Origin of the sequence: Bacteroides sp. AF32-8BH, from assembly GCF_003435205.1 — a bacterium.
GTDB classification, from domain to species: Bacteria; Bacteroidota; Bacteroidia; order Bacteroidales; family Bacteroidaceae; genus Bacteroides; species Bacteroides ovatus.
This window is the reverse complement of the sequence record NZ_QVLZ01000009.1, coordinates 40,006-65,187: the sequence shown is the minus strand read 5'-3', so window position 1 is coordinate 65,187 and position 25,182 is coordinate 40,006. Positions and strand designations below refer to the sequence as shown.

Genomic DNA, 25,182 nt, shown 5'->3' with positions numbered 1-25,182 from the left:
TGATACGGCGCAGCTTGTCTTATGGCGCCTTCTTTTTTTTCTTTCTTTTCGTTTTTATTCAGCCGGCGGAGGCTTATTTCCGTGAATCAAGACCTTGATATAAAAAAACTGATAAAAACAGGTCTTCCATACAGGCAAGTTTTGCGATTTGTCAACTAAAGCAGATTATTCCGAGAAAGGCAAAAGTCGCTTTTCCACGCTATATATGAAATTAGAAAAATAAATAGAACCATAGATTATGAGAAAGATAATGAAAACAAAGGGTGTCGTCCGGTGGATGAATTATGGAAGTTGCCTGTTGTTATTGCTTGTACTCTTTTCCTGCACATCCATTGATGAGACACTACCGGAATGTCAGTTGTATGTTCGTTTCCGGTATGACTATAACATGGAGTTTTCCGACGCTTTTGCGGCTCAAGTGAATCGTGTCGACGTGTTTGTATTTGACAAGGAAGGTACGTTTATCATGAAGAAGAGCGAGCAGGGAGAAACTCTGGGCAGCGGCAGCTACCGTATGCCGTTGCCGCTTCCGGTCGGTGAATACCGGATAGCCGCTTGGGCGGGAGTGAGCGATGACTTTGAAATGCCGGAACTGGTTGCCGGGAAATCAACATTGGAAGACTTGATGGTAAGAATGAAACGGAAAGAGTCATTGGTGCATAATAAAGCTCTGAACCCGCTTTGGTATGGCGAGGTGAAGACTGTCGACTTTACCGGCAGACAGGAACAGACGGAAATGGTCTCTCTGATAAAGGATAGCAATAAATTCCGCTTTATCTTGCAAAAGTCCGGTCCGGGAGAAGAACTGGATATGAGTGATTGCCTGTTCGAAATCCATGCGGACAACGGATATTATGACTGGAATAATGACTTGCTGGATGACGACGTGATTAGTTATCAGCCCTATCATTTGGAAAAAGTGGAAGATGTGGGCATTGTGGCGGAAATGAATACCATGCGCCTGCTCGAACATAAAAAAGTATATCTGACGCTTACACGCATGTCGGACAGTAAGGAACTGATGAAGGTTGACCTGATACCTTACCTGCTACTTACAAAAATGGAGGGGCACAATATTCCGGCGCAGGAGTACCTCGACCGTCAGAGCGAGTATGCGATAGTCTTTTTCTATAATCCGGAATTATTGAATTTCCTTTCCACGAAGATTGTGATTAACGGCTGGACTATCTGGTTGAAAGGTGAAGACCTTTAGTAAACGTAAACTATAACAGCAAATGATATGAGATATACAAAATATAAATGGATGATGTGGCTTGTGCTGCTTTGTTTCTCATGTGTGAATGAGGAACAACGTGCAGTTCTGTCGGATGAACCGGGAAAGGTGCGAATGAATATGAGTATCAGTACACGTGCTACATATGATCCTGAAGTATTGAACGAAAATGAAACGCGTATCAACCGGTTACGTCTTTACGTTTTTGATGGCTCTACTTTAGATAAGATGTATTATTGGTCGGATTTGAATATAAATGATGGTGTATACGTTACTCCGATATTTCTAGTAAAGGCTGCTACTGGTAAAACGTTTTATGCCATTGTAAATGAGCCAACGGATATGGATTCCCGTGCTTTATTGGAAGCAGTGGATCATCCGGATGATTTGGCTGAAATACAATACAGGAGACGTGATATAATGGATTATTGGAATCCTAATATAATGGGCTACTATAATGATTATTGTTTGCCGATGTATGGAGAACTGACAGGAGTGGACGCATTGGAAGGGACGACACAAATAATCAATCTGCAAGTAGACCGAGCTGTTGCGAGGGTAGATGTTTATATGAGGAGGGAAATAGGACAGGATGAAAACTACTGGGAAAACAGGCTTTATATTGAAGAGTTAGGAGTGGATCGTATATCAGATATTGGATTTATATCGCCTGTCCGAGTGCCGGATAACCGTTACGATAATATCTATTTTATGGACAGAAAAGAAATCAGAGAAGAAGTATATTCTGATGATAAAGGAGAATTATTATATTCTTTTTATGTTCCGGAAATGGAGTGTATATATGATAAATTATCCTTAGATTTCCATTATAGATATGAAACGGGATATGATGGTCGTGCTTGGGTCGAGTTGGGCGGATATGATCCTTATACCGGTTATCCCTATGGAGAAATTCTAGAAAAAATAGAACGTAACCATGTATATAAACTTTTTTGCCGTTTTACTCAAAAAACAGCTAAGTTTGAACTAAATCTGACAGTGTGTCCATGGGAATATCTTCCGCCACAAGCAGAAGAGGTGAAGGGAGAAGTTAAGATGACGAATTGTTATATGGTAGCTCCGGGCGGAAGGGTGGATATTCCTACTGAAAACGTATATAAGATATGGGCTCAACAAGCAGAGTTTGGCAATATTCCAATTCCGGATGGAGACGTAACGGCAGAACTCGTATGGCAAGATGAACAAGGAGTTATTGCGGACGAAGGAGTAACGGTAGTCAATGCTTTGGAGCGCGAGAGGGCTTATTTGCAGGTAAGGACGGCAAAAGAGGGAAATGCGGTTGTTGCGATGAAAGTAAACGGCGAGATTTATTGGAGTTGGCATATTTGGTGTACAGATTATGAACCAAATGTAACAGAAGGACAGAAGTTTTTTAATAATTTGGTTTGGATGGATAGAAATCTGGGAGCTATGACTAATGAATATACAATTGACGGTGGAGTAAAAGGTTTACTGTATGAATGGGGACGTAAAGATCCTTTTCCTAGTGCTGAAAATTGGACTCAAAAGGAAAAAACACTTTATACGGAAAATAGTGTAACCAATGTCCGTTTTAAAGTAGCTGAAGTGGAAAACTTAGTAGAGTCGGTTCGTGAACCTCTAACTTATATAACTAATGAGCGAAGTTGGGGAGACTGGTATACAAATTCGGTGTCATTAATGAATTATTCATTATGGTTGCCAAATAATAAAACAATATTTGATCCATGTCCGATAGGTTGGCGTGTTCCCCCAGACAATCAACCTTGGAAGGGATTACAAGCTGGTTCAACTGAGAGTACACAAGGTATTATTCATCCAGAAGCAGGCTATTATCCAAGATCAGACAAACGTCTGCCTCAAGATGGTCGTCTTATATCTGGATTGTCGCATTGGGCATCTGTAGCTTCAGTAAATTCAGTTTATCCTTTAGGGGGATATGGTTATGGCTTGGGACAAGAATGGCAACCGTTTTGGCGGGCAGATGGACGCTCTATACGTTGTGTTAAAGAATAAACTAAGAATAGCAGAATAATATATAGTATGAAAAAGTACATTGTATATCTAATATTATGCTCTGTAAGCTGTTTTATATTCTCATGTACGTCAGTGTATGAGAATGGAGACACTTCATGCATACCGGAAGGAATGGAGAGGCTTACTTTTAAAGTCATAGTACCTTCTTCTAAAGTTGTGGGTTCTAATACACGCAGCACTGCTTTAGAAAAAGAAAATGAGATAAAAGACTTGTTTGTAAAAATAAGAAATTATGATAGTGACCATTACAGAAATTTCTATTCTACGCAGAATGGAGCAATATATCTTGATTCCTATGCTTATGAGGATAGTATATATAAGGCAAGTATTGAAGTGCCTATTGGTACATTTAGAGATGGAGATAATATTTATGTGTGGGCAAATCAAGAATATCCGATTGATGTCACTCCAGAGGAGGAATTGACAACTCCGTTATATATGTCCGGGATAGGGACAATAAGAGATAGGTGGGGCGGTGGTCGTGAGTTTGAGGCTGATGTACATTTACTTCGTGGAGTCGCTAAGTTACGAACCGTGGTTCGTACTACAAAACGCTCCGTTCTAGGGTCATGGAATATTAATATAAATCAGGTAGAGACTCAAATACTTCATATGCCTTTGTGTATTCGTCCATTTGCACCTTTTGAGACTCACCGTAATCCTGCTGCAAATGATTGGTGGAATGACGTATATCACAGATATATAGATTGTACTTTAAAAAATGTTGATTGGTGGTTTCGCTGGGAAAATTCTCATTTATTATCATCCGTTGAGTTACCGATAGATGACGGGGTAAATGTTGATAAAGTAGCGGAGACGTCTTATGACCGCTATATTTATGAGAACTGGTTAGAGAATGAATCAGACTATGATGAAAATACGAATGTTACAGCTTTGAAAGTCAGGATTCCTTTGTGGAATAATGAAACTGGAGAAAATCGTATTATTGAACGTGTAATTCCTATTAAAACAAATGATAGTTATCGAATATTGAGGAATCATATTTATACAGTGGACGTGAGGGTGCTAAGTGTGGATGATGTAGAAATTGATATGGATTTGTTGGACTGGAGAGAAGAGATAAATATTAATGGCGATGTCCCGGGTGAAGGCTTTACGGTAAGTAAGGGGGAAGTAGCCTTATTGCCGAATATAACTGATCCGACTTCTGTTTTTACAGTTTCAACTTCAGGCAGGCCTGACAAAACTATAAGTATTTCTATTGTAAAGGCTGACAAACAGACTGAAATAACACAAGATAAAGAAGGGGTGGTATTATGGGATTATACTAATGGAAGCCTGCAAAGAACAAATAATGATAATCATGTTTCTATAAGTAGTAGTGCTGTGTCAGCTGACGAACTTGGAATAAAACTAGCTATTACAACGAAGGATAAATCAGGTTTCGAAGGTGGCTTTTTCAAGGTCTCATGTGGAAATTCTGTACGCTATTTACCTATTGTGGAGCCTGCTCCTACCGTAGCATTAGATATCAATGAAAGTTATGCCAACTGTTATATTGCAGAAAAAGTAGGAACTTATTCGTTCAATGGGGCTATTATGGGAAATGGGGCAGAAGGAATTATTCATGATCCTTCTCATGAGAATCCCGATTATTCTTTTGAAAAAGCTGATGGAACACGAATGGTTAAAGCGGAAGGAGCAGGAATCGCTCCTAAATCGGCAAAGTTGCCTTGGCAAGATGCAGAAGGATTAATTACACAAGTTGCCTTCAATAATGATAGGGTTGAATTCATAACTTCGGGTAGTCAGGGATTTGGAAATGCTGTAATTGCCGTGTATGATAATGTAGATCCTAATGCAAATGATGCAAAGGTGCTTTGGAGTTGGCATATTTGGTGTGCTCCTCGTCCTTCAGATAGATATATTCATTCAGAGTCCGGAGGTACGATTTACACGTTTATGGATCGGAATATAGGGGCTGTTTCGGATGCTGTAGGTGATAATTCTTATGGTCTGTATTACCAATGGGGACGTAAAGACCCGTTTGAGAAGCCAGGTAAACCTCTCTTTGACGTTTTGGGGATGAAGGTTTCTGCTTTGCATGAATTAAAACGAGTTTCATTAAGTGAAGGTATTCTAAATCCCATGTCTTTCTTTAGTAAAGGGACTGATATAAGAACTGCCTGGTCATTTTTCAGTCCGTATAGATGGGAAGGTAGAGATATAACAGCAGGTAAATCTATATACGATCCCTGCCCCTATGGATATAGGGTGCCTATTAATATTGTTTTTTATAATTTGAGAAAGGACTATTATTTAACTGAAAATTGCCGTATGGAAGATACGGGAGTTTATTTTTCAGTAATACAGCCTGGTAGAGAATTGTTTTTCCCAATGACGGGTGTAATTGATTTCGATTATAGTTTTGTATATGATAATGGGCTACAATATTGGACTGCTTCTCCAATGACAACAACAAGTATGACTTTTGGGTGGTATAATGGAAAGTGGATTGATTTTTACGATAATGACATGGGAACAGCACGTGGATTACCAATACGTTGTGTGCGGGAAGATTGATTATTGGGAATGATAAATACGTATAAGATATGGAAAAATGTATATATATAGTTTTGTTCTTATTAGGCAGTTTGGTATTAGGAAGTTGCGAAGATGATTGTTCTGCTGTTGCGGAAGGAGATAATCAAAAAAATGTAATACAACTGTCTATTGTGGGCATGCAGGATGTCCAGGTGCGTGGGATAGCTTCTGAATGGCAGAATGAAATCTCATTTTACACTTTATTTGTATATAGGGGTGATAATTTAAAGAGTACTCCTGTATATTATCAAGATGGAAATTCCAGGGCAATATTGGGAAATTCAACAGCTTCCCCATTATTGAAATTCACAGATGATTTTACTCCGCAAACGAATGATCGTGTTTACGTATTACTAAATGCTAGTGTCGGTAATTCTTCTATTTCGGAAGAAGATTTGCAGAAAGCTAAAGTCAGTCCTATTCAGGGCTTGTCTGACTCCGGTAATTTTTATATGTGCTTTAGTGGCTCATTGGTATGGAAGGAGAATGCATCCAATCTTTGTGTTATGGATCGTCGAATGGCTGCCGTTAGAGTAAATTTGTCTTCTGGTATAAATAAGACAATAAACAAGATTGTCTGCTATAATGAACCTCGTTATATATCTTTGTTTAATGGTGATGATATATATACGGAAGTTGGGGAACTGTCTTATGCTTATACTTTATCTTCGTTAGGTATAAGTTCGGCAGAAACGTTAATATCAGAATACAGATGCTCTGATCATACTGCCATGTCAGGAGGTAAAACACTTCAGGAAACTGTTTTTAGTCCTCAACGGATGGGAGTGATAATTATTGTAGAAGATAATGTTACCAATAAAGAAGAATATTATCGGCTCGATTTTTATGATAAAGTTGCTGGTAAGTACATAGATGTCAAACATGGATGCCGATATACTTTCAATATTTCTAGCGTGCGTTCTGATGGTTATTCTTATGTAGAGGATGCGGTAAATATGCCGGGTAGTAATTTGGAATATACAGTTTCTGTAGATAATTCATGGACAGGAGTATATGAATATAACGGGCAGTATCAAATGAATTTTAGTAGGGGAGCAGTTGAACTTTTATCTGAAATTTCAGATCCGGTCTCATTGGTAAATGTCGATTTATATAACAATGATTCAGATGAGGCACTTTTGGATAAATTGATCTTTCGTAGTATAAGGGTTGTTCAACCAGACAAAGAAACGACTATGCCTACATCTAATTTGCAGTTATGGCGTTATGATGAGAAAATAGAGAATGTAATTAAAGTAGATAATAATTATGCATATAACGACAATCGTTCGCAACGTATTGATTGGCTTAGTGGAGATATTTATTCGTGGAAGTTTTATTGTACAACAGGGAAGGGATTTGATGGTGGCTATTTAGAAGTGAAAATGGGAAATATGACTAGATATATTCCAATATCAGAGATAGGGACTTCGAATGTATTGGACGAGGAAGGGACTTCCAATTGTTATATTGTATCTCCCTATGCAGGAAAATACTCGTTTGACGCTACTGTTATGGGAGTCGGTGCGAGAGGTATTATTGATGTGGGAACTTTTAGGGATGCCGATGATAATCTGTTGACACAGGCAGGTGGTGCGGAGATTCATCCTAAATCTGCAAAACTAATTTGGCAGGATATGGAAGGGTTGATAACGCAGGTTGCATTTAATTCGACAACAAACCGAGTTGAATTTGTAAAAGGAACAGGAAGTGGCAATGCCTTGATTGCTGTATATGATGATAACGATCCTAATGCAGAAAATGCGAAATGTCTTTGGAGTTGGCATATTTGGTGTACAGAACAACCGGAAGAACAAAAATATGTGATACCTACGAATGACCGGACTTATAGTGGAAAGCAGTATTATGTACTCGATCGTAATTTGGGAGCTACATCTGTCCAAACTAATTCGATTAAATCGGTTGGCTTACATTATCAATGGGGACGTAAAGATCCTATGATTGGCAAAGTGTCATTAACAGAGGGAAAGGATGCTCTGGTTTATAATGTACGTGATAAACAAATAGAGTTGGAAAATGTGGTGATGAATCCGAATGTTTCAGGGCTTCAGTATGCTATTCAGAATCCGGAGAAGTTTATAGAATGTATACTACACGGTAGTATGGAGGATCGTTACAATGATACATGGATACCTTATTCAGAAGAACTTTATAACTTGTGGGGAGTCCCTGTCCAGGATTATAAAGTTGAGGCTGTAAAAACAATTTATGATCCCTGCCCGCTGGGGTATATGGTTCCGCAAACAGACTTTGCCGCTTCTTTTTATAAATCCGGTGTAGGTTCTGAATTAGATAATTTGTATTACGATTCTTCCATGTCTTATGAAAATAATATGGGATATTGTTTTTATTATGATGCTGAACGTCGTAAAAAGGCTTATTATCCTGCTACAAGTGCAAAAGTCGCAAAAAACACCTTTTATTTTCTTACTGATGGGTATTATTGGACTTCCCGTCCACAAAAATGGGCTACTCCCAGTAACGATGGTTCAATGGCGTGGGCTGAATGTCTTATGTTTACATCGTCAGAAATTGAACTTTCTGCATATACGGGTTCTTGGGATGCAGCCCAATCAGTGCGGTGTGTGCGTGAATGACGTTGTCGTGTAAATTATAAATTATGAAAATATGAACAAATCAGAACTAATCAAAGAAGTAGCCCTTAAAGGTCAGTTGAGCTTTAACGAAGCTACGAATGCAGTAGATGCAATCATGGAAACCATTGCGGAAACAATGCATAAAGGAGAGAGTGTCACTTTAGTCGGTTTCGGCAGTTTTGTCGTTCAGGAACGGAAAGCACGCAACGGGCATAATTCTGCCACAGGCGGCTCAATGCTGATTCCGGCCAAACGACAAGTGAAATTCCGCCCCGGAAGTAAAATGAGATTAGAGTAAAGAAACAGGTTAAACTAAATGTTGAACATAAAAATTGAAACATGAAAAAGAAAATTATTACAGTTGCATTGGTATTATCATCAGTCTGTGCCATGGCACAGCAAAAGGAAAATCGTGACACGGACGGAAATATTCTCCGTGGCCCGTATGAAACGAATAGTTTCTGGAGTAACTGGTATATCGGTGTAGGCGGTGGAATCAATATCTATGAAGGCGAATTTGATAACAAGACATCGGTGGGCAACCGTATCGCTCCTGCACTGGATGTGTCGTTGGGCAAGTGGATTACTCCTTCTTACGGAGTCCGTCTGCAATATTCGGGTCTGAAAGCCAAGGGGCTGACGGACGCAAGCGGAATGTATGCCAAAGGGGCGCATCGCGGTTATTACAAGGAAGAGTTTAATGTATCCAATCTCCATGCGGACTTTATGTGGAACTGGTCGAACGGTTTCCTCGGATTCAATGAGAAACGTGTGTGGAATGTGATTCCGTTTGTAGGTTTCGGTTGGGCACGTTCGTGGGGAAACAGTACGCATGACAATGAAATTGCCGCCAACATCGGTATCTTGAATACGTTCCGCCTGGGCAAGCGTCTGGACCTGACTCTGGAAGGACGGCAAATGCTAGTGAAAGAGTGTTTTGACGGAACTGTAAGTGGCAGCAAAGGTGAAGGTATGAGTTCGGTGACACTGGGTCTAAGCGTGAAGTTGGGCAAGACCCGTTTCAATCGTGTCGAGAAAGTGGCTCCTGCAGATTATTCATCTTATAATGAACGTATCAACGCGCTTCGCGCCAAAAATCATGATTTGAGCACCGAAGCACAGCGCCTTGCCGCCGAACTGGAAGCTGCCAGAAGTCGGAAACCGGAAGTGGTGAATGAATCGAAAGTGACTGCTTCGCCGGTAGCCCTGTTCTTCAATATCGGCAAAGCTACCCTGGACAAGAAGGAACTTACCAATCTTGAGTTTTATGTGAACAACGCCATCAAGGCGGATAAGAACAAGACTTTCACGCTGATTGGTTCGGCAGACAGCGCTACGGGCAGCAAGGAACTGAACCAGCGTTTGAGTGAACAACGTATGGAATATGTGTACAATTTATTAGTCGAAAAGTATAAAATTTCCCCTGAACGTCTCGTGAAGAAAGCGGAGGGCGATACGAACAACCGTTTTAGTGAACCTGAATTGAACCGTGCCGTAATCGTCGAATAATAGTTTTATTTCATTTCAAGGTATTTCAGGCAACATTGCGGGGCTGTCTCGTTTTCTTCTACGTCGGGACTGAAAGTGCTTTGTCGTTACAAGGTGGGCTTGTCGACCGGTAGTTGGATGGTTCTTTGCAATGTTGCTTTTTTTTAAATGAAGAGGAGGATATGATAATATATAATAGTCTGTTGGCGAAAACTTTCCTGAACAGGAAGAAAAGGCATTATTTTATGATTTTCGGATGTTGTTTCACCCGGTTCAAATATTTGGAAGGGTGGGAGGAGATGGAACTTCAGATTCATGCGCGACAGTATACGGAGTGTTTCTTCTTGGCATTATTGCCAGCATTGGCGCTATCCGTCTGGCTTTCGTGGTGGTGGATGTTGCTTGCGTTCATGAGTTATCATCTGCTTTATTGGTTGGAGAGGTGGTTCGGACACCATTCTTCATTTGACTGGGAAGCGTTGGAGCATTGTAGCGATGCGCTTTATTTGAGAAAGCGGAAATCTTGAATGATTGGAGAGAATTGAAAATCTTTTAGTTGAATATCTTGTAATTGAATAGAAAAAAGTAGATTATGAAAACGAAATTTATAGCTGAAATGGTGGGCACTATGGTGCTTGTCTTAATGGGATGCGGCGCTGCTGTATTGAATGGCGGCGCGACATCGGTAGCCGCGGTGTTGGCGATTGCTTTCGCGTTCGGTTTGTCGGTGGTGGCAATGGCGTACACAATCGGTCCTGTTTCGGGCTGTCATATCAATCCGGCCATCACCATCGGTGTTTGGCTGAATGGCGGACTGTCGGTAATGGAAGCCGGTGTGTATATCGTAGCGCAAGTGACGGGCGGAATACTTGGCTCTGCATTGTTGTGGTTGATTACCGACACAATGGGGATAGAAGGTACGGGAGCCAACGGTTTTGAAGAGCCGTATCTGCTGGCTGCATTTGTAGCCGAGGCGGTGTTTACGTTTATCTTCGTGCTGACTGTATTGGGCACTACCGACCGCGATAATGGCAGTCCTCATTTTGCCGGGCTGGCTATCGGATTGACTTTGGTTTTGGTGCATATTGTATGTATTCCCGTTACGGGGACATCGGTTAATCCTGCCCGTAGCATTGGTCCGGCATTGTTTGCCGGAGTGGAGGCTATCAGCCAGCTTTGGTTGTTTATTGTGGCTCCGATTGTCGGTGCGGTGGTAGCAGTGCCAGTCTGGAAAACAATAAAAGGAAATTAATTGTTTCATTTCATGTTTTTGTGAGAATAGAAAAAGATGTAGGTTTTCCCCATATAGTATAATAAATGAGTTTAATGGCCTATATCCTTTATGTCGCTGTGAAGCGCCTCATTTCCCCAAGAGAATCCATGCCCTAAACATTTTTCTTTTAGTAATAGTAGCATGGGAAAAATGGAATAATGGGTTCTCCTCTGCCTGTGAAGGTAGACTATTGTTTGTTTTGTTTGTGTGGTGCACCTTTTTCCCGGTGGGGGAGAAGGTGCACTCTTTTTGTATGATATCTATTCGTTTGAATATATTTGTTTGTTTATTATTCTCCCCCGGCTATCGGTTTTGTCGCTTTTTCTTTGCTTTTTGTCGTTATCTTGTCGTTTATTTAGTTCCTCTATGTCAGTTGTATATGTCTGAAATGCTTTTTAGTACTTTTCTGATGAGGTTATTAGGTGTCGTTTCATCTCCGTGGAAGATGCTGCATCTTTGCATCGTTAACGTTAGCGAAGTGATAATTAAAACAGTATTTATTTAAAAAAGAAAAGTAGTATGGCTATTAGATTTAGAAGGGTGTCTCGCCTGTGTGACCCTACAAATAAAGAAGCAGGAAAGAAAGTGTATCCGGTGATTTCTTATCAGTATGATACGAGTGCAACGTTGGATGAGTTTGCAAAGGAGATTGCGTCTGCTTCCGGTGTCAGCGAGGGTGAAACGATTAGTGTATTGAAAGATTTCCGTACGTTATTGAGAAAGACATTGCTGGGTGGCCGTTCGGTGAATATCGCCGGTCTGGGATATTTTTACCTTTCTGCCCAAAGCAAAGGGACGGAGAAGGCGGAAGATTTTACGATCGCTAATATTTCAGGGCTTCGTATCTGTTTTCGTGCTAACTCGGACATTCGTCTGTTTACCGGGACGACTACCCGTTCGGATGGATTGAAGTTCAAGGATTTGGATCATATTAATGATTTGGGTAGTGTTGGTGACGGTTCGGATGATGGGGGTGAAACTCCGGATCCGGATGGTGGTTCGGGTGGTAATGGTGAAGCACCGGATCCGGCTGCTTGATTCATGAGCCGTTGAGAACTGTCTGGTTTGTATGGAATGGGGCTTCGGCCTCATTCTTTCTTTATAACTACGTAAAAATATAAATATGCAAATAACTACAATCCTTGCTTTTATTACTGCTATGGGTGGTTTGGAAGCAGTGAAATGGTTAGTGAGGTATCTCACTTGTCGTAAGACGGATGCACGGAAAGAGGAAGCGTCCGTGAACAGTATGGAAGAAGAAAATCGCCGTAAAAAGGTGGACTGGCTGGAAGAACGGCTGACTCAACGTGACGAGAAGATAGACGGGCTTTATATTGAACTTCGCAAGGAGCAGGAAGAGAAGATTGACTGGATACATAAATGTCATGAAGTGGAGTTGATACAGAAGGAGTCGGAAGTGAAGAAGTGTGAGATTAGAGGGTGTGTGAAGCGTATGCCGCCTTCGGATTATTAACAGGTACATTTGAACTAATAATGAATTATCATGAGAAATATAGATTCTATCATAGTGCATTGTTCGGCTACGAAAGCCGGACAGGATTTTACTGCCACAGATATTGACCGTTGGCACCGGGAACGTGGGTTCAACGGTATCGGGTATCACTATGTGATCCGTTTGGATGGGAAATTGGAAAAGGGGCGGGATGTCGCTTTGGCCGGTGCTCATTGTAAGGGTTGGAATGAGCGAAGTGTCGGGATATGTTATATCGGCGGATTGGATGAGAACGGGCGTCCGGCAGATACCCGGACGAATGCTCAAAAACGGGTGCTTTATCAGATTATTATCGATTTGCAGCGGGAATATAATATTCTCCAAGTGTTGGGACATCGGGATACTTCACCGGATTTGAACGGGGACGGAGTGATTGAACCTTATGAATATGTGAAGGCTTGTCCCTGTTTTGATGTGAAGGAGTTTTTGAGGAGTGGGAGGGAGTTACTGTTTGTGTTGTTGGTGGCTTTGGTTGTGCCTGTATTGCTGTCGGGATGTAGGAGTAAGAAAGAGGTGATAAACAGGGAGAGTGAAGTTAGGGTTGATTCAAGTTTAAATAGTAGCTCCGGGAAAAGTCTTGTTAAAAATAAGGTTGCTTCAGAAAAGGATTCGGAGGTGGTGGAGGAGCATATCGAGCAGGTGTTGTTTGTGTTTCCTGTGGATACGCTTAGATTGAAGGCTGGGATGGTGGTGAAGACTGTGGTGGATAGGAAAAATGTTAATGAGAAACAACTGCTTCAAGAAGTAGATTTACAGTCTGTGAGCTTGTCGGATATGAGTGCTAAGAAGGAGATTTCTAAAACGGGAGTTGAGAAAACTACTAATAGGACAACCGGAGGTTGGTATTGGTACGGAATTATTTTGCTGGTTCTGGTTATTGTGTGTTGGATTTGCAAAGTGAAGAGGAAGTGAGATGGTGCTAGTCTGGTACAGAGCTAGTTTTGATGAAAAATGGAGTCATGGTAGTGATGTCTGTGAAACTGTGTACTTTTTTGTGGAGTTTGTATGTGTATTCCCATGGAAATGCGTATCTTTGAATAATCAAAATAGAGAAAAAATCATGGACGGGATATTACGTAAACTTCCTATTGGAATACAGACTTTTGAGAAACTTCGTGAAGGAGATTATCTTTATGTGGATAAGACTGCTCTTGTATGGAGAATTGCTTCAACGGAGACTCCTTATTTTTTAAGTCGTCCTCGTCGTTTTGGCAAGAGTCTTCTTCTTTCTACTTTCGAAGCTTATTTCGAAGGTAAGAAAGAATTATTTGAAGGGTTGGCCATAGCTGATATGGAAAAGGAATGGAAGACATATCCGCTATTTCATTTGGATTTAAACGCGGAAAAATATGATTCTCCCCAGGCTTTAGTCGAAATTCTTAGCAGGCAGTTGACGCAATGGGAACTGAAATATGGCAAAGGGGAGGATGAGGAAACTCTCTCCGGACGTTTTGCGGGTGTAATTCGCCGAGCCTGTGAACAGTCTGGTCGTGGAGTCGTAGTCTTGGTGGATGAATATGATAAACCTTTGTTGCAGGCATTGGGTGATGACGCTTTGCTTGATGACTATCGTAAGACATTGAAGGCCTTCTATGGTGTACTGAAAAGTTCTGACCGTTATCTTCGTTTTGTTTTCCTTACCGGTGTGACTAAGTTTGCGCAAGTCAGTGTGTTCAGTGATTTGAATCAACTGAATGATATCAGTATGAAGCCGCAGTATGCCACGATTTGTGGTATTACACGACAAGAATTGGAGGATACTTTTATTCCTGAACTGAATCGATTGGCAGAAACAAATGAACTGACTTGTGAAGAAACATTAAATAAGATGACGGCTTTATATGACGGTTATCATTTTTGTGAGTTTGCGGAAGGAGTATTCAATCCATTCAGTGTGCTTAACGTTTTTGACGGGTATAAGTTTAGTAATTATTGGTTCCAAACCGGTACTCCTACTTTTTTAGTCGAACTGCTTAAAAAGAGTGAGTATGATTTGCGTACGTTGATTGATGGGGTAGAAGCCAATGCTTCTTCGTTTATGGAATATAGGGTAGATGCTAATAATCCGATTCCGTTGATTTATCAGAGTGGCTATTTGACTATAAAGGGGTATGACAAGCGTTTTGGAAACTACCTGCTGAAATTTCCCAATGATGAAGTACGATATGGATTTATGGATTTTTTGGTTCCTTATTACACATCAGTGGTAGATGATGAACGGGGCTTTTATCTTGGTAAATTTGTACGTGAATTGGAGAGTGGTGATGTTGATGCTTTTCTTACCCGCTTGCAGGCTTTCTTCGCAGATTTCCCTTATGAACTGAATGAAAAGACCGAACGACATTATCAGGTTGTATTTTATTTAGTTTTCAAACTGATGGGGCAATTTACCGGAGCAGAGGTTCGTAGTGCCCGCGGACGGGCGGATGCAGTGGTGAAAACTCCGAAGTATATTTATGTATTTGAATTTAAACTGAATGGTACTGCCGAACAGGCTTTGCAGCAGATTGATGAAAAAGGCTATCTGATACCTTATCAGGTAGACGGGCGTGAGTTGGTTAAAGTTGGAGTGGAGTTCAGTGCAGAAAAAAGGAATATAGACCGGTGGTTGTATTAGCTCGATAACCATGTTGTTAAAGGAGTTACGGAGCCGTTTGAGATTGTTCAAGCGGCTCTTGTTTTGCGGGTAGTTCTTTTAATTTTCGATGTTATATTCTATTACAGGAACCGACAACTGGGTGAAGAAACAGAATAAGTCAAAGTTAGCTTGTGCATAGCCCTTGTGGCTGCCACATAAAGCATACTTTTATCAATATTGGAATGATAGTTCTTATCATCTGTTTGCGGAATGATTACTTCGTCAAATTCCAGTCCTTTCGCCATATGGGCGGAAGTGATGATAATCCCTTTCACATAAGCAGAACTTTGATTTGATAAAAGTGAGATGTCGTTTGCATATATCTGGAACTTTTGAACAAGTTCTTTTGCTTGGGATTCTGTTTTGCAGATGATCCCTAATGAGGTATAATGGGAGTTCCTGAAGGAGTTTACTAAATCCGCAATACCTTGGATTTCCTCTTCTGTATTTTTGAATGGAAGAATCTTGGGGTGTTCCCCATGTCTTATAATCGGTTCTAATTCATTGTTCGGTTGAATTTTTTGTGCAAAACTGGTGATCTCAAAAGTAGAACGATAGCTTTTGCAAAGTTTCATTATTTCTCCTGTTGCAAATGCTTTCTGAATCATATTGGCAGTGGAAGAACCATAAGGATTGACGGATTGGGAAGTGTCTCCAAGAATTGTTTTTCGACACGGATAAAGTTTTTGAATCACTTTGTATTGTATGGGAGAATAGTCTTGCATTTCGTCTATCAGAAGGTGTTTGACGTAAGATTGGGCGTTGTTCCCATTTAATGCGATATGCAGATAAGCCAAAGGGGCTAAATCCGCATATTCCAGTATGCGGTTTTTGCGTGTCTTGAACATCTCCGGTTTTCCGATCCACTCAAAAAAGTCTTTATAGATTTGGAGATCGTTATTGCCTACGAACATCTTTTTTATCTCTTTCTTTAGTTGGTTTTTCTCCGGAGTGCTAACTGTGAGATTATATTGTAGTTGCATCATTTCCAGGATGTAATCTGTCATAGTCTCAAATCGTTGACGTATGGGATAGCGGTGGAATCGTTTGAATTGTTCGTTAATAAATTCGGCAGGAATGGTGATGTATTTGGTGAGTTTTATGTCTGTTGCTTTGAAATAGTTGTTTTCCATGTAAAGGATGAATTTGTCAAGTAGTGATATAAACTCGAAGGAGGCTTTGTATTGTATCCGTTCGATAAAGTCGGGTGTCGGGTTTTCTAATAGTTCCGTCACCTGTTCGAAGAAATTCTGGTGTTTATATTTGTTGTCAATTACGTCCGACAGAATTTGCCCCATGCTGGTTTCGGGAACGGTCTCTTCGCCAAGTTCTGGAAGTACATTAGAAATGTAATCGGCAAATACTTTATTGGGGGAGATGATTAATATGTCTTTGGAAGAAATCTGTCCTTTCTGTGCATAAAGCAGGTAGGCAATACGATGGAGGGCGATAGAGGTTTTTCCTGAACCGGCAACACCTTGTATAATAAGTACAGAAGCGTTTTCATTACGGATGATCTGATTCTGTTCCCTCTGAATTGTCGTGACGATATTTTTCATTTTATTGTCGGCATTGGAACATAGTTCTTTTTGCAGAATATCGTCATGAACAGTTACGGAACTTTCAATCATATACTCCATTTTTCCTTTGCGAATACGATATTGGCGTTTGAGTGAGATCGCTCCGTTAATTTTGCCTGCCGGGGAGGAGTAGAACGCCTCGCCTAATTCATGATCGTAGAACATGCTTGAAATAGGAGCTCGCCAATCGTAAATCAGATTCTTTTTTTGATTGAGGTCATAGAAAGTATGTATTCCTATATAGATCGGACTAACTTGGCTTTTGTCTTTCTTTTCCTGAAAGTCGATTCGTCCGAAATAGGGGATATCCAGTATTTTGCTTAGTCGCCTGCGTTTGTCAATTACATTTTCACCTAATGCAAAATGATTTAATATGCTTTCGCGCATGGAACGGATTTCGTGGGGATCGATATCTTTGTTCGACCATAGATAATCCTTGTACTCCTGCAGGGTGTCTATATGCTCTTTGACGGAAGTACTGGTAGTGTTAATCGTATCATGGATAGTGGTTATGACTTGCTGTAAATACTCTTTTTCCTGTTTCTCTGTTTGATTGAATATCATAATCTCTTTTTAGTTGTATGATGAAGAATTGAAATTGCAGGCAAAGTTAGCTCAACCCATTAAGGGATTAAATAGTTATTTATAGCTATATATGTATCCTTTTTCCTATTTTTGCATACTTACTTAATAAGGAAAAGATGAATATTCTTGAATTGGCAAAACGTAACCAGCAGAAAGCTTGGGAGATTATAGAGGATACCCGTATTGTTCGGATATGGGAGGGGATTGGTGCCAAAGTGAATCTGGTAGGTTCGTTGCGTACAGGATTATTGATGAAACATCGGGATATTGATTTTCATATTTATACTTCTCCTTTGGATTTGTCTGCCAGCTTTCGGGCGATGGCTGAATTGGCGGAAAATACGTCCGTAAAGAAGATTGAATATACGAATTTATTACATACAGCAGAAGCGTGTATAGAGTGGCATGCATGGTATCAGGATATGGAAGGAGAACTCTGGCAAATGGATATGATTCATATCCAAGAAGGCTCTCGTTATGATGGCTATTTTGAAAGGGTGGCCGAACGCATTTCTGCGGTATTGACAGATGAAATGAGACTGGCTATCCTGAAATTAAAATACGAAACGCCTGATACGGAAAAGATTATGGGAGTGGAGTATTATCAAGCTGTGATTCAGGATGGTGTACGTAGTTATCCGGAATTTGAGGAATGGAGAAGATTACACCCGGTGGTGGGTGTGGTGGAATGGATGCCTTAGACAGACTGGTAGCTTCGGGAAAAGTGCGTATGGGTTAATTAACTTAGTAGTCCGGTTTCCTGTCCTAAGCGAATGGCTTCGATAGAATTTTGCACACCTAATTTGCGTAACAGGTTCTGCCGGTGAATATTGACAGTGTGAATACTGATACATAGCTTGTCTGCAATCTCTTTACTTAACAACCCTTTTTGAATAAGCCGTAATATCTCTATTTCCCGATTAGTGAGGTTGAGCGAAGAAGGCATTAGCAAAGAGGAAGGAGAGAAGAATTCCCCGTTCTTCAGATTTAGGACAGTGCAGTCTACTGTTTCGGAATGTTTTTGGTCGGGTGAAATATCCATATTGCCTATTACGAGCCATGCTTTGCCGTTACGGTCATGTTCCAAAACTTGATGTCGGCTAGAGACACGTATATATTGCTGCCTGGCATTGAGTATACGGAAACTGTAAATGTTGGAATAGTCGTTTCGCTGTTCGAGAGGCAGACTGTAAATGAACTGGCTTAACGTGACCTGTAATGCTGCCAGTTGCGCACGGTCGTCCGGATGAATACGTGATTCTAAATAATCTCCCTGCTTTTCCAAAGTTTCTATCTTGTGACTGTCATACCCCAGTAAATCAACGAAATTCGAGGATGCATACGTGTAATTGCATTTGTAAACATCGACAACAAATGTGCAGTTGTGACAGATTTTTGAAAGTTGGTGAAGTATGGATTTATCCCGTTCCCACACAGCGTAATCAATATCGGTAGCAGACAAGCATTGCTTTGCCCACATTTCTTCCCGAGTGATATTGTTTGATTTATTCATAGCGAATGTTTTTGGGTACTGATAATCTGTTTTGAGAAATCGTTTATTTACCAATCAATTTCTTCTATTCCCTTGCTATGCAAGAAAGCATTGGCTTTACTGAAGTGTTTACAACCGAAGAAACCATATTCGGCAGAGCGGGGAGAGGGATGAACAGTGGTTAGTACCAGATGTTTGTTGGTATCTATCAAAGATCGTTTCTCTTTCGCATAACTTCCCCAAAGCATAAATATCAAATTCTCCCGTTTTTCACTTAGTTTCCTGATAACTGCGTCTGTGAAGATTTCCCAACCCATATTTCGATGAGAACCGGTTTCGTGCGCACGTACAGTAAGAACAGAGTTTAGCGGGAATACACCTTGAGCTACCCAACGATCCAAATTACCAGAAGTTGGAATTGGCTTTCCCAAATCTTGGTGTATTTCTTTGAAGATGTTGCTTAGTGAACCAGGGATAGCTACTCCATCAGGTACAGAAAAACAGACTCCATAATATTGTCCGGGATTGGGATAGGGGTCTTGTCCAAGGATAACTACTTTTACCTTTTCGAAGGGACAGGAATTGAATATATGAAAAATCTGATGTCCGAGAGGGAGGACGTGTGCCCGTTTGTATTCATCTTTGACGAATGTAACCAACTTTTCGAAGTATGGTTTGTCAAATTCTTCTTGTAATTGTTGTTTCCAACTTGGTTCTATTCTGACATCCATAAAGTGGGACTTGATAATTTATGTAATGGCAAAAGTAGATATATTACAAGAGAATATCAAGAATGATAGGCAAAATTGTGTATCTCGCCGATTTAGGATGAATTGTGTGCTAATAAATGATAATTATCGTCTTTCTTCCGAAAAAGAACGGGTATAAATGTATTATTCTGATTTATTGTGTTACCTTTGTACCAAGAGTTTGAGTTACGAATCATTATCGTATAGTTCTTCTTTATAATATTTTATTAGCAAGCAGTCCTTGTCTTTAATTATCCTCCTCACTCCAAATTAGTATTTATTTTAATAAAATTTTAAATGAACATTTACATTTCAGGTTTAAGCTATGGCACTAATGATGCTGACTTAACAAATTTATTTGCAGAGTTTGGAGAAGTTTCTTCAGCTAAAGTAATTTTTGACAGAGAAACTGGTAGATCCAGAGGATTTGCTTTCGTAGAAATGCCGAATGATACAGAAGGACAAAAAGCAATTGACGAACTGAATGGAGTTGAATACGACCAGAAAGTTATTTCAGTAAGCGTGGCACGTCCTCGTACTGAAAGACCGTCTAACGGTGGTGGCCGTGGTGGTTATAATAACTCTAGAAGATATTAATATCCGAATAAAAGCAGAAGATAATATCTTCTGCTTTTATTTAATAAGTTATTTCTGTTTCATGATTCAACGGAGGAATCTTCTGATTGACACAGGGGAAGACAAAAAATCATATTACATTTAAGTTCTGCTAATTCTGGCTCTTTTTCTGTGCAATATCAGGAATATCTACTCCTGCACTTTCCATTCTGAAAATAGATTTATTAGACTTTTTTGTAATACACAATACTCTTGAAGAAGTCAGGAGTAAAGGTTTAATAAATTACACCCAACAAGGCAAATAGTCAATGACAGGGCCAATCTTGAGCGCTTGAATAAAGTGTGCTCACACTGTTTATCTTGTTCAATTGCTCTAAAGCAAAATAAAACATATGAAATCATTCTTTATAGGAAATATTGAGATAAAAACACCTGTAATACAAGGTGGAATGGGAGTAGGTATCTCGCTCTCGGGTTTGGCTTCGGCAGTAGCAAACGAAGGAGGAGTAGGCGTTATATCATGCGCAGGTTTAGGTTTGTTATACCCCAAAGGGAAAGGTACTTATCCTGAAAAATGTATTAACGGGCTGAAAGAGGAAATCCGGAAAGCACGTGCGAAAACAAAAGGTATTATTGGCGTAAACGTCATGGTTGCTTTATCGAATTATGCGGATATGGTGCGCACCGCAATCGAGGAAAAGATTGATGTGGTATTTTCCGGTGCCGGGCTTCCACTCGACCTGCCTTCATATCTGACTCCGGAGAGTACAACCAAGCTAGTGCCTATTGTATCTTCTTCACGAGCAGCCAAAATCATCTGCGATAAATGGCAGAAGAACTATAATTATCTGCCCGATGCAATCGTGGTGGAGGGGCCTAAAGCCGGTGGACATTTAGGATTCAAAAAAGAACAATTACAGGATCAGCATTATGCTTTGGAAACTTTGATTCCGGAAGTGGTAATGATTGCATCCAGCTATAAAGAACAGAAACAGATTCCGGTGATTGCCGCCGGTGGCATTTCGACGGGTGAAGATATTGCACATTTTATGGGACTGGGAGCTGCAGGGGTACAAATGGGAAGTATATTTGTTACCACCCAGGAATGTGACGCGTCCGAGACGTTCAAGGAAGTATATATTCACTCCAAGTCCGAAGATGTTCTTATTATTGAAAGTCCTGTGGGAATGCCAGGACGAGCTATTGACGGGGAATTTATTCACAATGTGAATAGTGGACTGGAGAGGCCTAAGAGTTGCTCATTCCATTGTATCAAAACATGTGATTATACAAAAAGCCCTTATTGCATTATTAAGGCTTTATATAATGCAGCCAAAGGAAATATGAAAAAAGGCTATGCTTTTGCCGGTAGCAATGCTTTTCTCGCTGAAAAAATCAGTAGTGTAAAAGAAGTAATGAGTACACTGGAGCGCGAGTTTTTCTTGGCAACCCATAAACTGGCTTAACCTACGGGATTTTCATTCCCATGATGGAGTTTGTCAGTCCCTTTACAATATAAATTAATAGCTGTTTTGATACAGCAAAAATAACAATTATGACATTTAAAGAATTAAATATAACCGAACCGATTTTAAAAGCTATTGAAGAAAAAGGATATGCAGTGCCCACTCCCATTCAGGGAGAGGCAATTCCGGCTGCATTAGCAAAAAGAGATATATTAGGCTGTGCGCAAACGGGAACAGGTAAAACTGCTTCGTTTGCTATTCCCATTATACAACATTTGCAAATGAATAAAGAGGCAGCCAAGTGCCGGGGGATTAAAGCGTTGATTTTGACGCCCACCCGTGAACTTGCCTTGCAAATAAGTGAATGCATTAATGATTATGCCAAATATACCCAAGTGCGGCATGGGGTTATTTTTGGCGGAGTAAATCAACGTCCTCAAGTTGACATGTTACACAAAGGAATTGATATCCTGGTTGCTACACCGGGACGTTTGCTTGACTTGATGAATCAGGGACATATCCATCTGGATAAGATACAATATTTTGTACTTGATGAAGCAGACCGTATGCTTGATATGGGATTTATTCATGATATCAAGCGGATATTACCGAAACTTCCGAAAGAAAAACAGACTTTATTCTTCTCCGCTACAATGCCTGATACAATTATTTCTTTAACGAATTCTTTGTTGAAGAATCCTGTACGAATCAGCATAACTCCGAAATCATCGACTGTGGATGCTATTGAACAGATGGTTTATTTCGTAGAGAAAAAGGAAAAGAGTCTTTTACTGGTTTCGATTTTGCAAAAATCAGAAGATCAGTCGGTGTTGGTATTTTCACGTACGAAGCATAATGCTGATAAGATCGTAAAGATACTGGGCAAGGCGGGAATTGGTAGCCAGGCGATTCATGGAAATAAAAGTCAGGCAGCGCGGCAGTTGGCTTTGGGCAATTTCAAGTCGGGCAAAACACGTGTGATGGTGGCTACTGATATTGCAGCCAGAGGTATCGATATTAACGAACTTCCTTTAGTTATCAACTATGATCTTCCTGATGTGCCGGAAACGTATGTGCATCGTATCGGACGTACCGGAAGAGCCGGGAATACAGGGACAGCACTGACATTCTGCTCGCAGGAAGAGCGTAAACTCGTTAATGATATTCAGAAACTGACGGGTAAGAAGCTGAATAAAGCCAGTTATACTATTTGAAATCAACAAATAACAATCTCTTTAAAATTAATATAAAACTAAATATAAATTCTATGGCAAAATCCATGACAGTTGGTAAACGTGAAAATGAAAAGAAAAGACTCGCTAAACGAGAAGAAAAACTGAAAAAGAAAGAAAGCAAGAAATTATCGGGCAGCTCAAATAGCTTTGAGGATATGATTGCCTATGTAGATGAGAACGGAATGATAACTTCGACTCCTCCGACAGAGGATATAAAGAAGGAAGAAATTAATCCGGATGAAATAATTATAGCAACTCCTAAAAAGGAAGAAGAGGAGCCGACGATCTTGAGAGGACGGGTTGAGTTTTTTAATGAGTCAAGAGGATTTGGCTTTATTAAAGACCTTTCAGGTGTTGAGAAATACTTTTTTCATGTGAACAATGTCATTGGCAATATTGCAGAAAATAATATCGTAACATTTGACCTTGAGCGTGGAGTGAAAGGCATGAATGCGATCAATATCTCTTTGGAAAACAAATCTACATCGGAAGATTTAGCTCAATCTAAACCTGTATAGGGAAGTGTATATTCTGCTTGTGTGTAAAATAAAAAACAAAATAATTAGAGATATGAAAAAAGGTAATATAATGCGTGATGTTATTTCATCCAGTCAGTTTACTGAAAATGTTATTAAAGAGTATAAAAAGGGTTTGGGAGATATGGTATTGGTAGCAATAACTCCGCGGACTACCATTGAACTTCCTGCGCATTTGACTCAAGCAGAAATAGATGCTCGTGTGGAGATTTATAAAAAACTGCATAGTTCTAAAGTATAGGCGGTTGCAAATTGCAATACGAGGAATAAAAAAATCCCTTGAACTTCAAAAGTTCAAGGGATTTTTTTATTACCGAATCGTTAGTGGTGCCACCAGGAATCGAACCGGGGACACAAGGATTTTCAGTCCTTTGCTCTACCAACTGAGCTATGGCACCTCGTGCTTGTTCGGTCCGGTAATATCTCTTTTGCGGTTGCAAAGGTAGTGAAACTTTTGGATTCTGCAAGTCTTCTGGAAATAAAAAACACTGATAAAAAGTTAGTCGGCTTATTATCAGTGTTGTATAAGATAAAAAATATTTCAGGTATGTGATGAAATCTATTGCTTATCTTCTTTTAATGGATTCCATCCCTGTGCTTTTAGTTCGAATTCTTGTCCATCACGGGTAATCAATGCACAGCCAAGTTCGGGTTTGGTAATATGTCCGATGAGACGAACTCCTTCCATTTGTGAAATTTTCTCATGATCGGCGATGGAAACAGTAAAGAGTAGTTCATAATCTTCTCCACCATTCAAGGCACAAGTCGTAAGATTCATGTTAAACTCTTCGGCCATAACAGCTGTCTGATAATCGATTGGGATATGCTCCTCGTAAACGCGGCAACCAGTATTGCTTTGTTTGCAGATATGCATCAGTTCTGATGATAGGCCGTCAGAAATGTCCATCATAGAAGTAGGGATTATATTGGCGGCTGCCAATTTCTCAATGATATCTTTGCGCGCTTCCGGTTTCAATTGGCGTTCTAATAAATACTCTTTGCCGGAGAAATCCGGTTGGACATCTTTATCACCTTGCAATACGACTTTTTCACGTTCCAAGAGTTGTAAACCCATATAGGCTGCCCCCAAGTCGCCGCTGACGCAGATCAGGTCAGTGTCTTTGGCTCCATTACGGTAAACTACTTTATCCTTGTCGGCATCGCCAATACAGGTGATGCTGATAGCAAGGCCTGTCAAGGAAGAAGTGGTATCGCCTCCCACAATGTCGACATTATATTGCTGGCAAGCCAGACGGATACCGGAATAAAGTTCGTCCATATCTTCCACGCTGAAACGCTTGGAAAGACCAAGAGATACCGTAATCTGCCGGGGAGTACCGTTCATGGCATAAATATCGGAGAAATTAACTACTGCTGATTTATATCCCAAGTGCTTCAAGGGAACATAAGTCAGGTCAAAATGCACACCTTCCATAAGCAGGTCGGTTGTTACCAGTACTTGCTTTTCTGAAGGGTAGGAGAGAACGGCGGCATCGTCGCCCACTCCATATTTGCTGGATTCGTTTTCCAGTTTGATTCCCTCGGTGAGGTGGTCAATCAGACCAAACTCACCGAGAGATGCTATTTCAGTTCTCAT

At 40.3% G+C, this 25,182-nt stretch carries 22 protein-coding genes and 1 tRNA gene; 18 read left to right on the top strand and 5 right to left on the bottom strand.

Annotation, left to right across the window (positions count from 1 at the left end; translation table 11 throughout):
* Window positions 1-238: 238 nt before the first annotated feature.
* The 12 genes from DWZ47_RS07845 (at window position 239) to DWZ47_RS07785 (ending at window position 15,345) form a co-directional block, all read left to right on the top strand.
* Window positions 239-1,213: a FimB/Mfa2 family fimbrial subunit gene (locus tag DWZ47_RS07845; protein WP_117512728.1), complete on the top strand. Its 975-nt coding sequence runs from the start codon at window positions 239-241 to the stop codon at window positions 1,211-1,213.
* 27 nt (window positions 1,214-1,240) lie between these two features.
* Window positions 1,241-3,250: a hypothetical protein gene (locus DWZ47_RS07840; RefSeq protein WP_008649859.1), complete on the top strand. Its 2,010-nt coding sequence runs from the start codon at window positions 1,241-1,243 to the stop codon at window positions 3,248-3,250.
* Window positions 3,251-3,277: 27 nt separating this feature from the next.
* The gene (locus DWZ47_RS07835; RefSeq protein ID WP_117512727.1) at window positions 3,278-5,815 is read left to right on the top strand and encodes a hypothetical protein; all 2,538 of its coding nucleotides are present in this window, start codon (window positions 3,278-3,280) and stop codon (window positions 5,813-5,815) included.
* Window positions 5,816-5,844: 29 nt separating this feature from the next.
* Window positions 5,845-8,454 (top strand): hypothetical protein, encoded by a 2,610-nt coding sequence (locus DWZ47_RS07830; RefSeq protein WP_118775110.1) that lies wholly within the window; start codon window positions 5,845-5,847, stop codon window positions 8,452-8,454.
* A gap of 16 nt (window positions 8,455-8,470) precedes the next feature.
* Window positions 8,471-8,752, top strand: a complete 282-nt coding sequence (locus DWZ47_RS07825; RefSeq protein ID WP_287645906.1) for an HU family DNA-binding protein — start codon at window positions 8,471-8,473, stop codon at window positions 8,750-8,752.
* Window positions 8,753-8,793: 41 nt separating this feature from the next.
* A complete protein-coding gene (locus tag DWZ47_RS07820) occupies window positions 8,794-9,963 on the top strand; it encodes an OmpA family protein (protein WP_008649871.1) in 1,170 nt (389 codons plus the stop codon).
* A gap of 161 nt (window positions 9,964-10,124) precedes the next feature.
* Window positions 10,125-10,469 (top strand): hypothetical protein, encoded by a 345-nt coding sequence (locus tag DWZ47_RS07815; RefSeq protein ID WP_117512725.1) that lies wholly within the window; start codon window positions 10,125-10,127, stop codon window positions 10,467-10,469.
* A 65-nt stretch (window positions 10,470-10,534) separates the two neighbouring features.
* Window positions 10,535-11,194: an MIP family channel protein gene (locus DWZ47_RS07810; RefSeq protein ID WP_117512724.1), complete on the top strand. Its 660-nt coding sequence runs from the start codon at window positions 10,535-10,537 to the stop codon at window positions 11,192-11,194.
* 540 nt (window positions 11,195-11,734) lie between these two features.
* A complete protein-coding gene (locus DWZ47_RS07800; RefSeq protein ID WP_004296149.1) occupies window positions 11,735-12,253 on the top strand; it encodes an HU family DNA-binding protein in 519 nt (172 codons plus the stop codon).
* An 85-nt stretch (window positions 12,254-12,338) separates the two neighbouring features.
* On the top strand, window positions 12,339-12,689 hold the full coding sequence (locus DWZ47_RS07795) for a hypothetical protein (protein ID WP_008649883.1): 351 nt from the start codon (window positions 12,339-12,341) through the stop codon (window positions 12,687-12,689).
* 30 nt (window positions 12,690-12,719) lie between these two features.
* Window positions 12,720-13,640 (top strand): N-acetylmuramoyl-L-alanine amidase, encoded by a 921-nt coding sequence (locus tag DWZ47_RS07790; protein ID WP_008649885.1) that lies wholly within the window; start codon window positions 12,720-12,722, stop codon window positions 13,638-13,640.
* 148 nt (window positions 13,641-13,788) lie between these two features.
* On the top strand, window positions 13,789-15,345 hold the full coding sequence (locus DWZ47_RS07785; protein WP_117512722.1) for an ATP-binding protein: 1,557 nt from the start codon (window positions 13,789-13,791) through the stop codon (window positions 15,343-15,345).
* A gap of 101 nt (window positions 15,346-15,446) precedes the next feature.
* Here DWZ47_RS07785 and DWZ47_RS07780 read toward each other — a convergent pair whose 3' ends face one another.
* Window positions 15,447-17,510 (bottom strand): HelD family protein, encoded by a 2,064-nt coding sequence (locus DWZ47_RS07780; protein WP_117512721.1) that lies wholly within the window; start codon window positions 17,508-17,510, stop codon window positions 15,447-15,449.
* Window positions 17,511-17,647: 137 nt separating this feature from the next.
* Between DWZ47_RS07780 and DWZ47_RS07775 the strand changes: the two genes are divergently transcribed.
* Entirely contained in the window at window positions 17,648-18,232 is a 585-nt protein-coding gene (locus DWZ47_RS07775) for a hypothetical protein (RefSeq protein WP_004296144.1), read from the top strand.
* 38 nt (window positions 18,233-18,270) lie between these two features.
* On the opposite strand, the gene DWZ47_RS07770 is transcribed toward DWZ47_RS07775, so the two are convergent.
* Together DWZ47_RS07770 and ung are read right to left on the bottom strand one after the other, a co-directional pair.
* Complete coding sequence (locus tag DWZ47_RS07770; RefSeq protein WP_117512720.1) at window positions 18,271-19,044, bottom strand: LuxR C-terminal-related transcriptional regulator; 774 nt, start codon at window positions 19,042-19,044, stop codon at window positions 18,271-18,273.
* 47 nt (window positions 19,045-19,091) lie between these two features.
* The gene (gene ung, locus DWZ47_RS07765; protein ID WP_004310617.1) at window positions 19,092-19,754 is read right to left on the bottom strand and encodes a uracil-DNA glycosylase; all 663 of its coding nucleotides are present in this window, start codon (window positions 19,752-19,754) and stop codon (window positions 19,092-19,094) included.
* Window positions 19,755-20,069: 315 nt separating this feature from the next.
* Here ung and DWZ47_RS07760 point away from each other — a divergent pair, with 315 nt between their 5' ends.
* The 5 genes from DWZ47_RS07760 to DWZ47_RS07740 all read left to right on the top strand — a co-directional run bounded on the left by DWZ47_RS07760 (window position 20,070) and on the right by DWZ47_RS07740 (window position 23,826).
* Window positions 20,070-20,369 carry an RNA recognition motif domain-containing protein gene (locus tag DWZ47_RS07760; protein WP_004296140.1) on the top strand — a complete coding sequence of 100 codons (300 nt, stop codon included), beginning with the start codon at window positions 20,070-20,072 and terminating at the stop codon, window positions 20,367-20,369.
* Between the two features lie 371 nt (window positions 20,370-20,740).
* On the top strand, window positions 20,741-21,814 hold the full coding sequence (locus DWZ47_RS07755) for an NAD(P)H-dependent flavin oxidoreductase (protein WP_004323237.1): 1,074 nt from the start codon (window positions 20,741-20,743) through the stop codon (window positions 21,812-21,814).
* Between the two features lie 89 nt (window positions 21,815-21,903).
* Window positions 21,904-23,028 (top strand): DEAD/DEAH box helicase, encoded by a 1,125-nt coding sequence (locus tag DWZ47_RS07750; RefSeq protein WP_004296138.1) that lies wholly within the window; start codon window positions 21,904-21,906, stop codon window positions 23,026-23,028.
* A gap of 53 nt (window positions 23,029-23,081) precedes the next feature.
* The gene (locus DWZ47_RS07745; RefSeq protein WP_004307024.1) at window positions 23,082-23,567 is read left to right on the top strand and encodes a cold shock domain-containing protein; all 486 of its coding nucleotides are present in this window, start codon (window positions 23,082-23,084) and stop codon (window positions 23,565-23,567) included.
* 52 nt (window positions 23,568-23,619) lie between these two features.
* Window positions 23,620-23,826 carry a hypothetical protein gene (locus DWZ47_RS07740; protein WP_004307025.1) on the top strand — a complete coding sequence of 69 codons (207 nt, stop codon included), beginning with the start codon at window positions 23,620-23,622 and terminating at the stop codon, window positions 23,824-23,826.
* Window positions 23,827-23,910: 84 nt separating this feature from the next.
* Here the strand turns inward: DWZ47_RS07740 and DWZ47_RS07735 are convergent.
* Window positions 23,911-23,983, bottom strand: a tRNA-Phe gene (locus tag DWZ47_RS07735).
* 161 nt (window positions 23,984-24,144) lie between these two features.
* Entirely contained in the window at window positions 24,145-25,182 is a 1,038-nt protein-coding gene (thiL, locus tag DWZ47_RS07730; protein ID WP_117512719.1) for a thiamine-phosphate kinase, read from the bottom strand.

Excerpts from the sequence above, each read along its gene's own strand:
- DWZ47_RS07845 (WP_117512728.1), top strand. The coding sequence starts at position 239 with ATGAGAAAGATAATGAAAACAAAGGGTGTCGTCCGGTGGATGAATTAT.
- DWZ47_RS07840 (WP_008649859.1), top strand. The coding sequence starts at position 1,241 with ATGAGATATACAAAATATAAATGGATGATGTGGCTTGTGCTGCTTTGT.
- DWZ47_RS07835 (WP_117512727.1), top strand. The coding sequence starts at position 3,278 with ATGAAAAAGTACATTGTATATCTAATATTATGCTCTGTAAGCTGTTTT.
- DWZ47_RS07830 (WP_118775110.1), top strand. The coding sequence starts at position 5,845 with ATGGAAAAATGTATATATATAGTTTTGTTCTTATTAGGCAGTTTGGTA.
- DWZ47_RS07820 (WP_008649871.1), top strand. The coding sequence starts at position 8,794 with ATGAAAAAGAAAATTATTACAGTTGCATTGGTATTATCATCAGTCTGT.
- DWZ47_RS07815 (WP_117512725.1), top strand. The coding sequence starts at position 10,125 with ATGATAATATATAATAGTCTGTTGGCGAAAACTTTCCTGAACAGGAAG.
- DWZ47_RS07810 (WP_117512724.1), top strand. The coding sequence starts at position 10,535 with ATGAAAACGAAATTTATAGCTGAAATGGTGGGCACTATGGTGCTTGTC.
- DWZ47_RS07800 (WP_004296149.1), top strand. The coding sequence starts at position 11,735 with ATGGCTATTAGATTTAGAAGGGTGTCTCGCCTGTGTGACCCTACAAAT.
- DWZ47_RS07795 (WP_008649883.1), top strand. The coding sequence starts at position 12,339 with ATGCAAATAACTACAATCCTTGCTTTTATTACTGCTATGGGTGGTTTG.
- DWZ47_RS07790 (WP_008649885.1), top strand. The coding sequence starts at position 12,720 with ATGAGAAATATAGATTCTATCATAGTGCATTGTTCGGCTACGAAAGCC.
- DWZ47_RS07785 (WP_117512722.1), top strand. The coding sequence starts at position 13,789 with ATGGACGGGATATTACGTAAACTTCCTATTGGAATACAGACTTTTGAG.
- DWZ47_RS07780 (WP_117512721.1), bottom strand. The coding sequence starts at position 17,510 with ATGATATTCAATCAAACAGAGAAACAGGAAAAAGAGTATTTACAGCAA.
- DWZ47_RS07775 (WP_004296144.1), top strand. The coding sequence starts at position 17,648 with ATGAATATTCTTGAATTGGCAAAACGTAACCAGCAGAAAGCTTGGGAG.
- DWZ47_RS07770 (WP_117512720.1), bottom strand. The coding sequence starts at position 19,044 with ATGAATAAATCAAACAATATCACTCGGGAAGAAATGTGGGCAAAGCAA.
- ung (WP_004310617.1), bottom strand. The coding sequence starts at position 19,754 with ATGGATGTCAGAATAGAACCAAGTTGGAAACAACAATTACAAGAAGAA.
- DWZ47_RS07760 (WP_004296140.1), top strand. The coding sequence starts at position 20,070 with ATGAACATTTACATTTCAGGTTTAAGCTATGGCACTAATGATGCTGAC.
- DWZ47_RS07755 (WP_004323237.1), top strand. The coding sequence starts at position 20,741 with ATGAAATCATTCTTTATAGGAAATATTGAGATAAAAACACCTGTAATA.
- DWZ47_RS07750 (WP_004296138.1), top strand. The coding sequence starts at position 21,904 with ATGACATTTAAAGAATTAAATATAACCGAACCGATTTTAAAAGCTATT.
- DWZ47_RS07745 (WP_004307024.1), top strand. The coding sequence starts at position 23,082 with ATGGCAAAATCCATGACAGTTGGTAAACGTGAAAATGAAAAGAAAAGA.
- DWZ47_RS07740 (WP_004307025.1), top strand. The coding sequence starts at position 23,620 with ATGAAAAAAGGTAATATAATGCGTGATGTTATTTCATCCAGTCAGTTT.
- thiL (WP_117512719.1), bottom strand. The coding sequence starts at position 25,182 with ATGAGAACTGAAATAGCATCTCTCGGTGAGTTTGGTCTGATTGACCAC.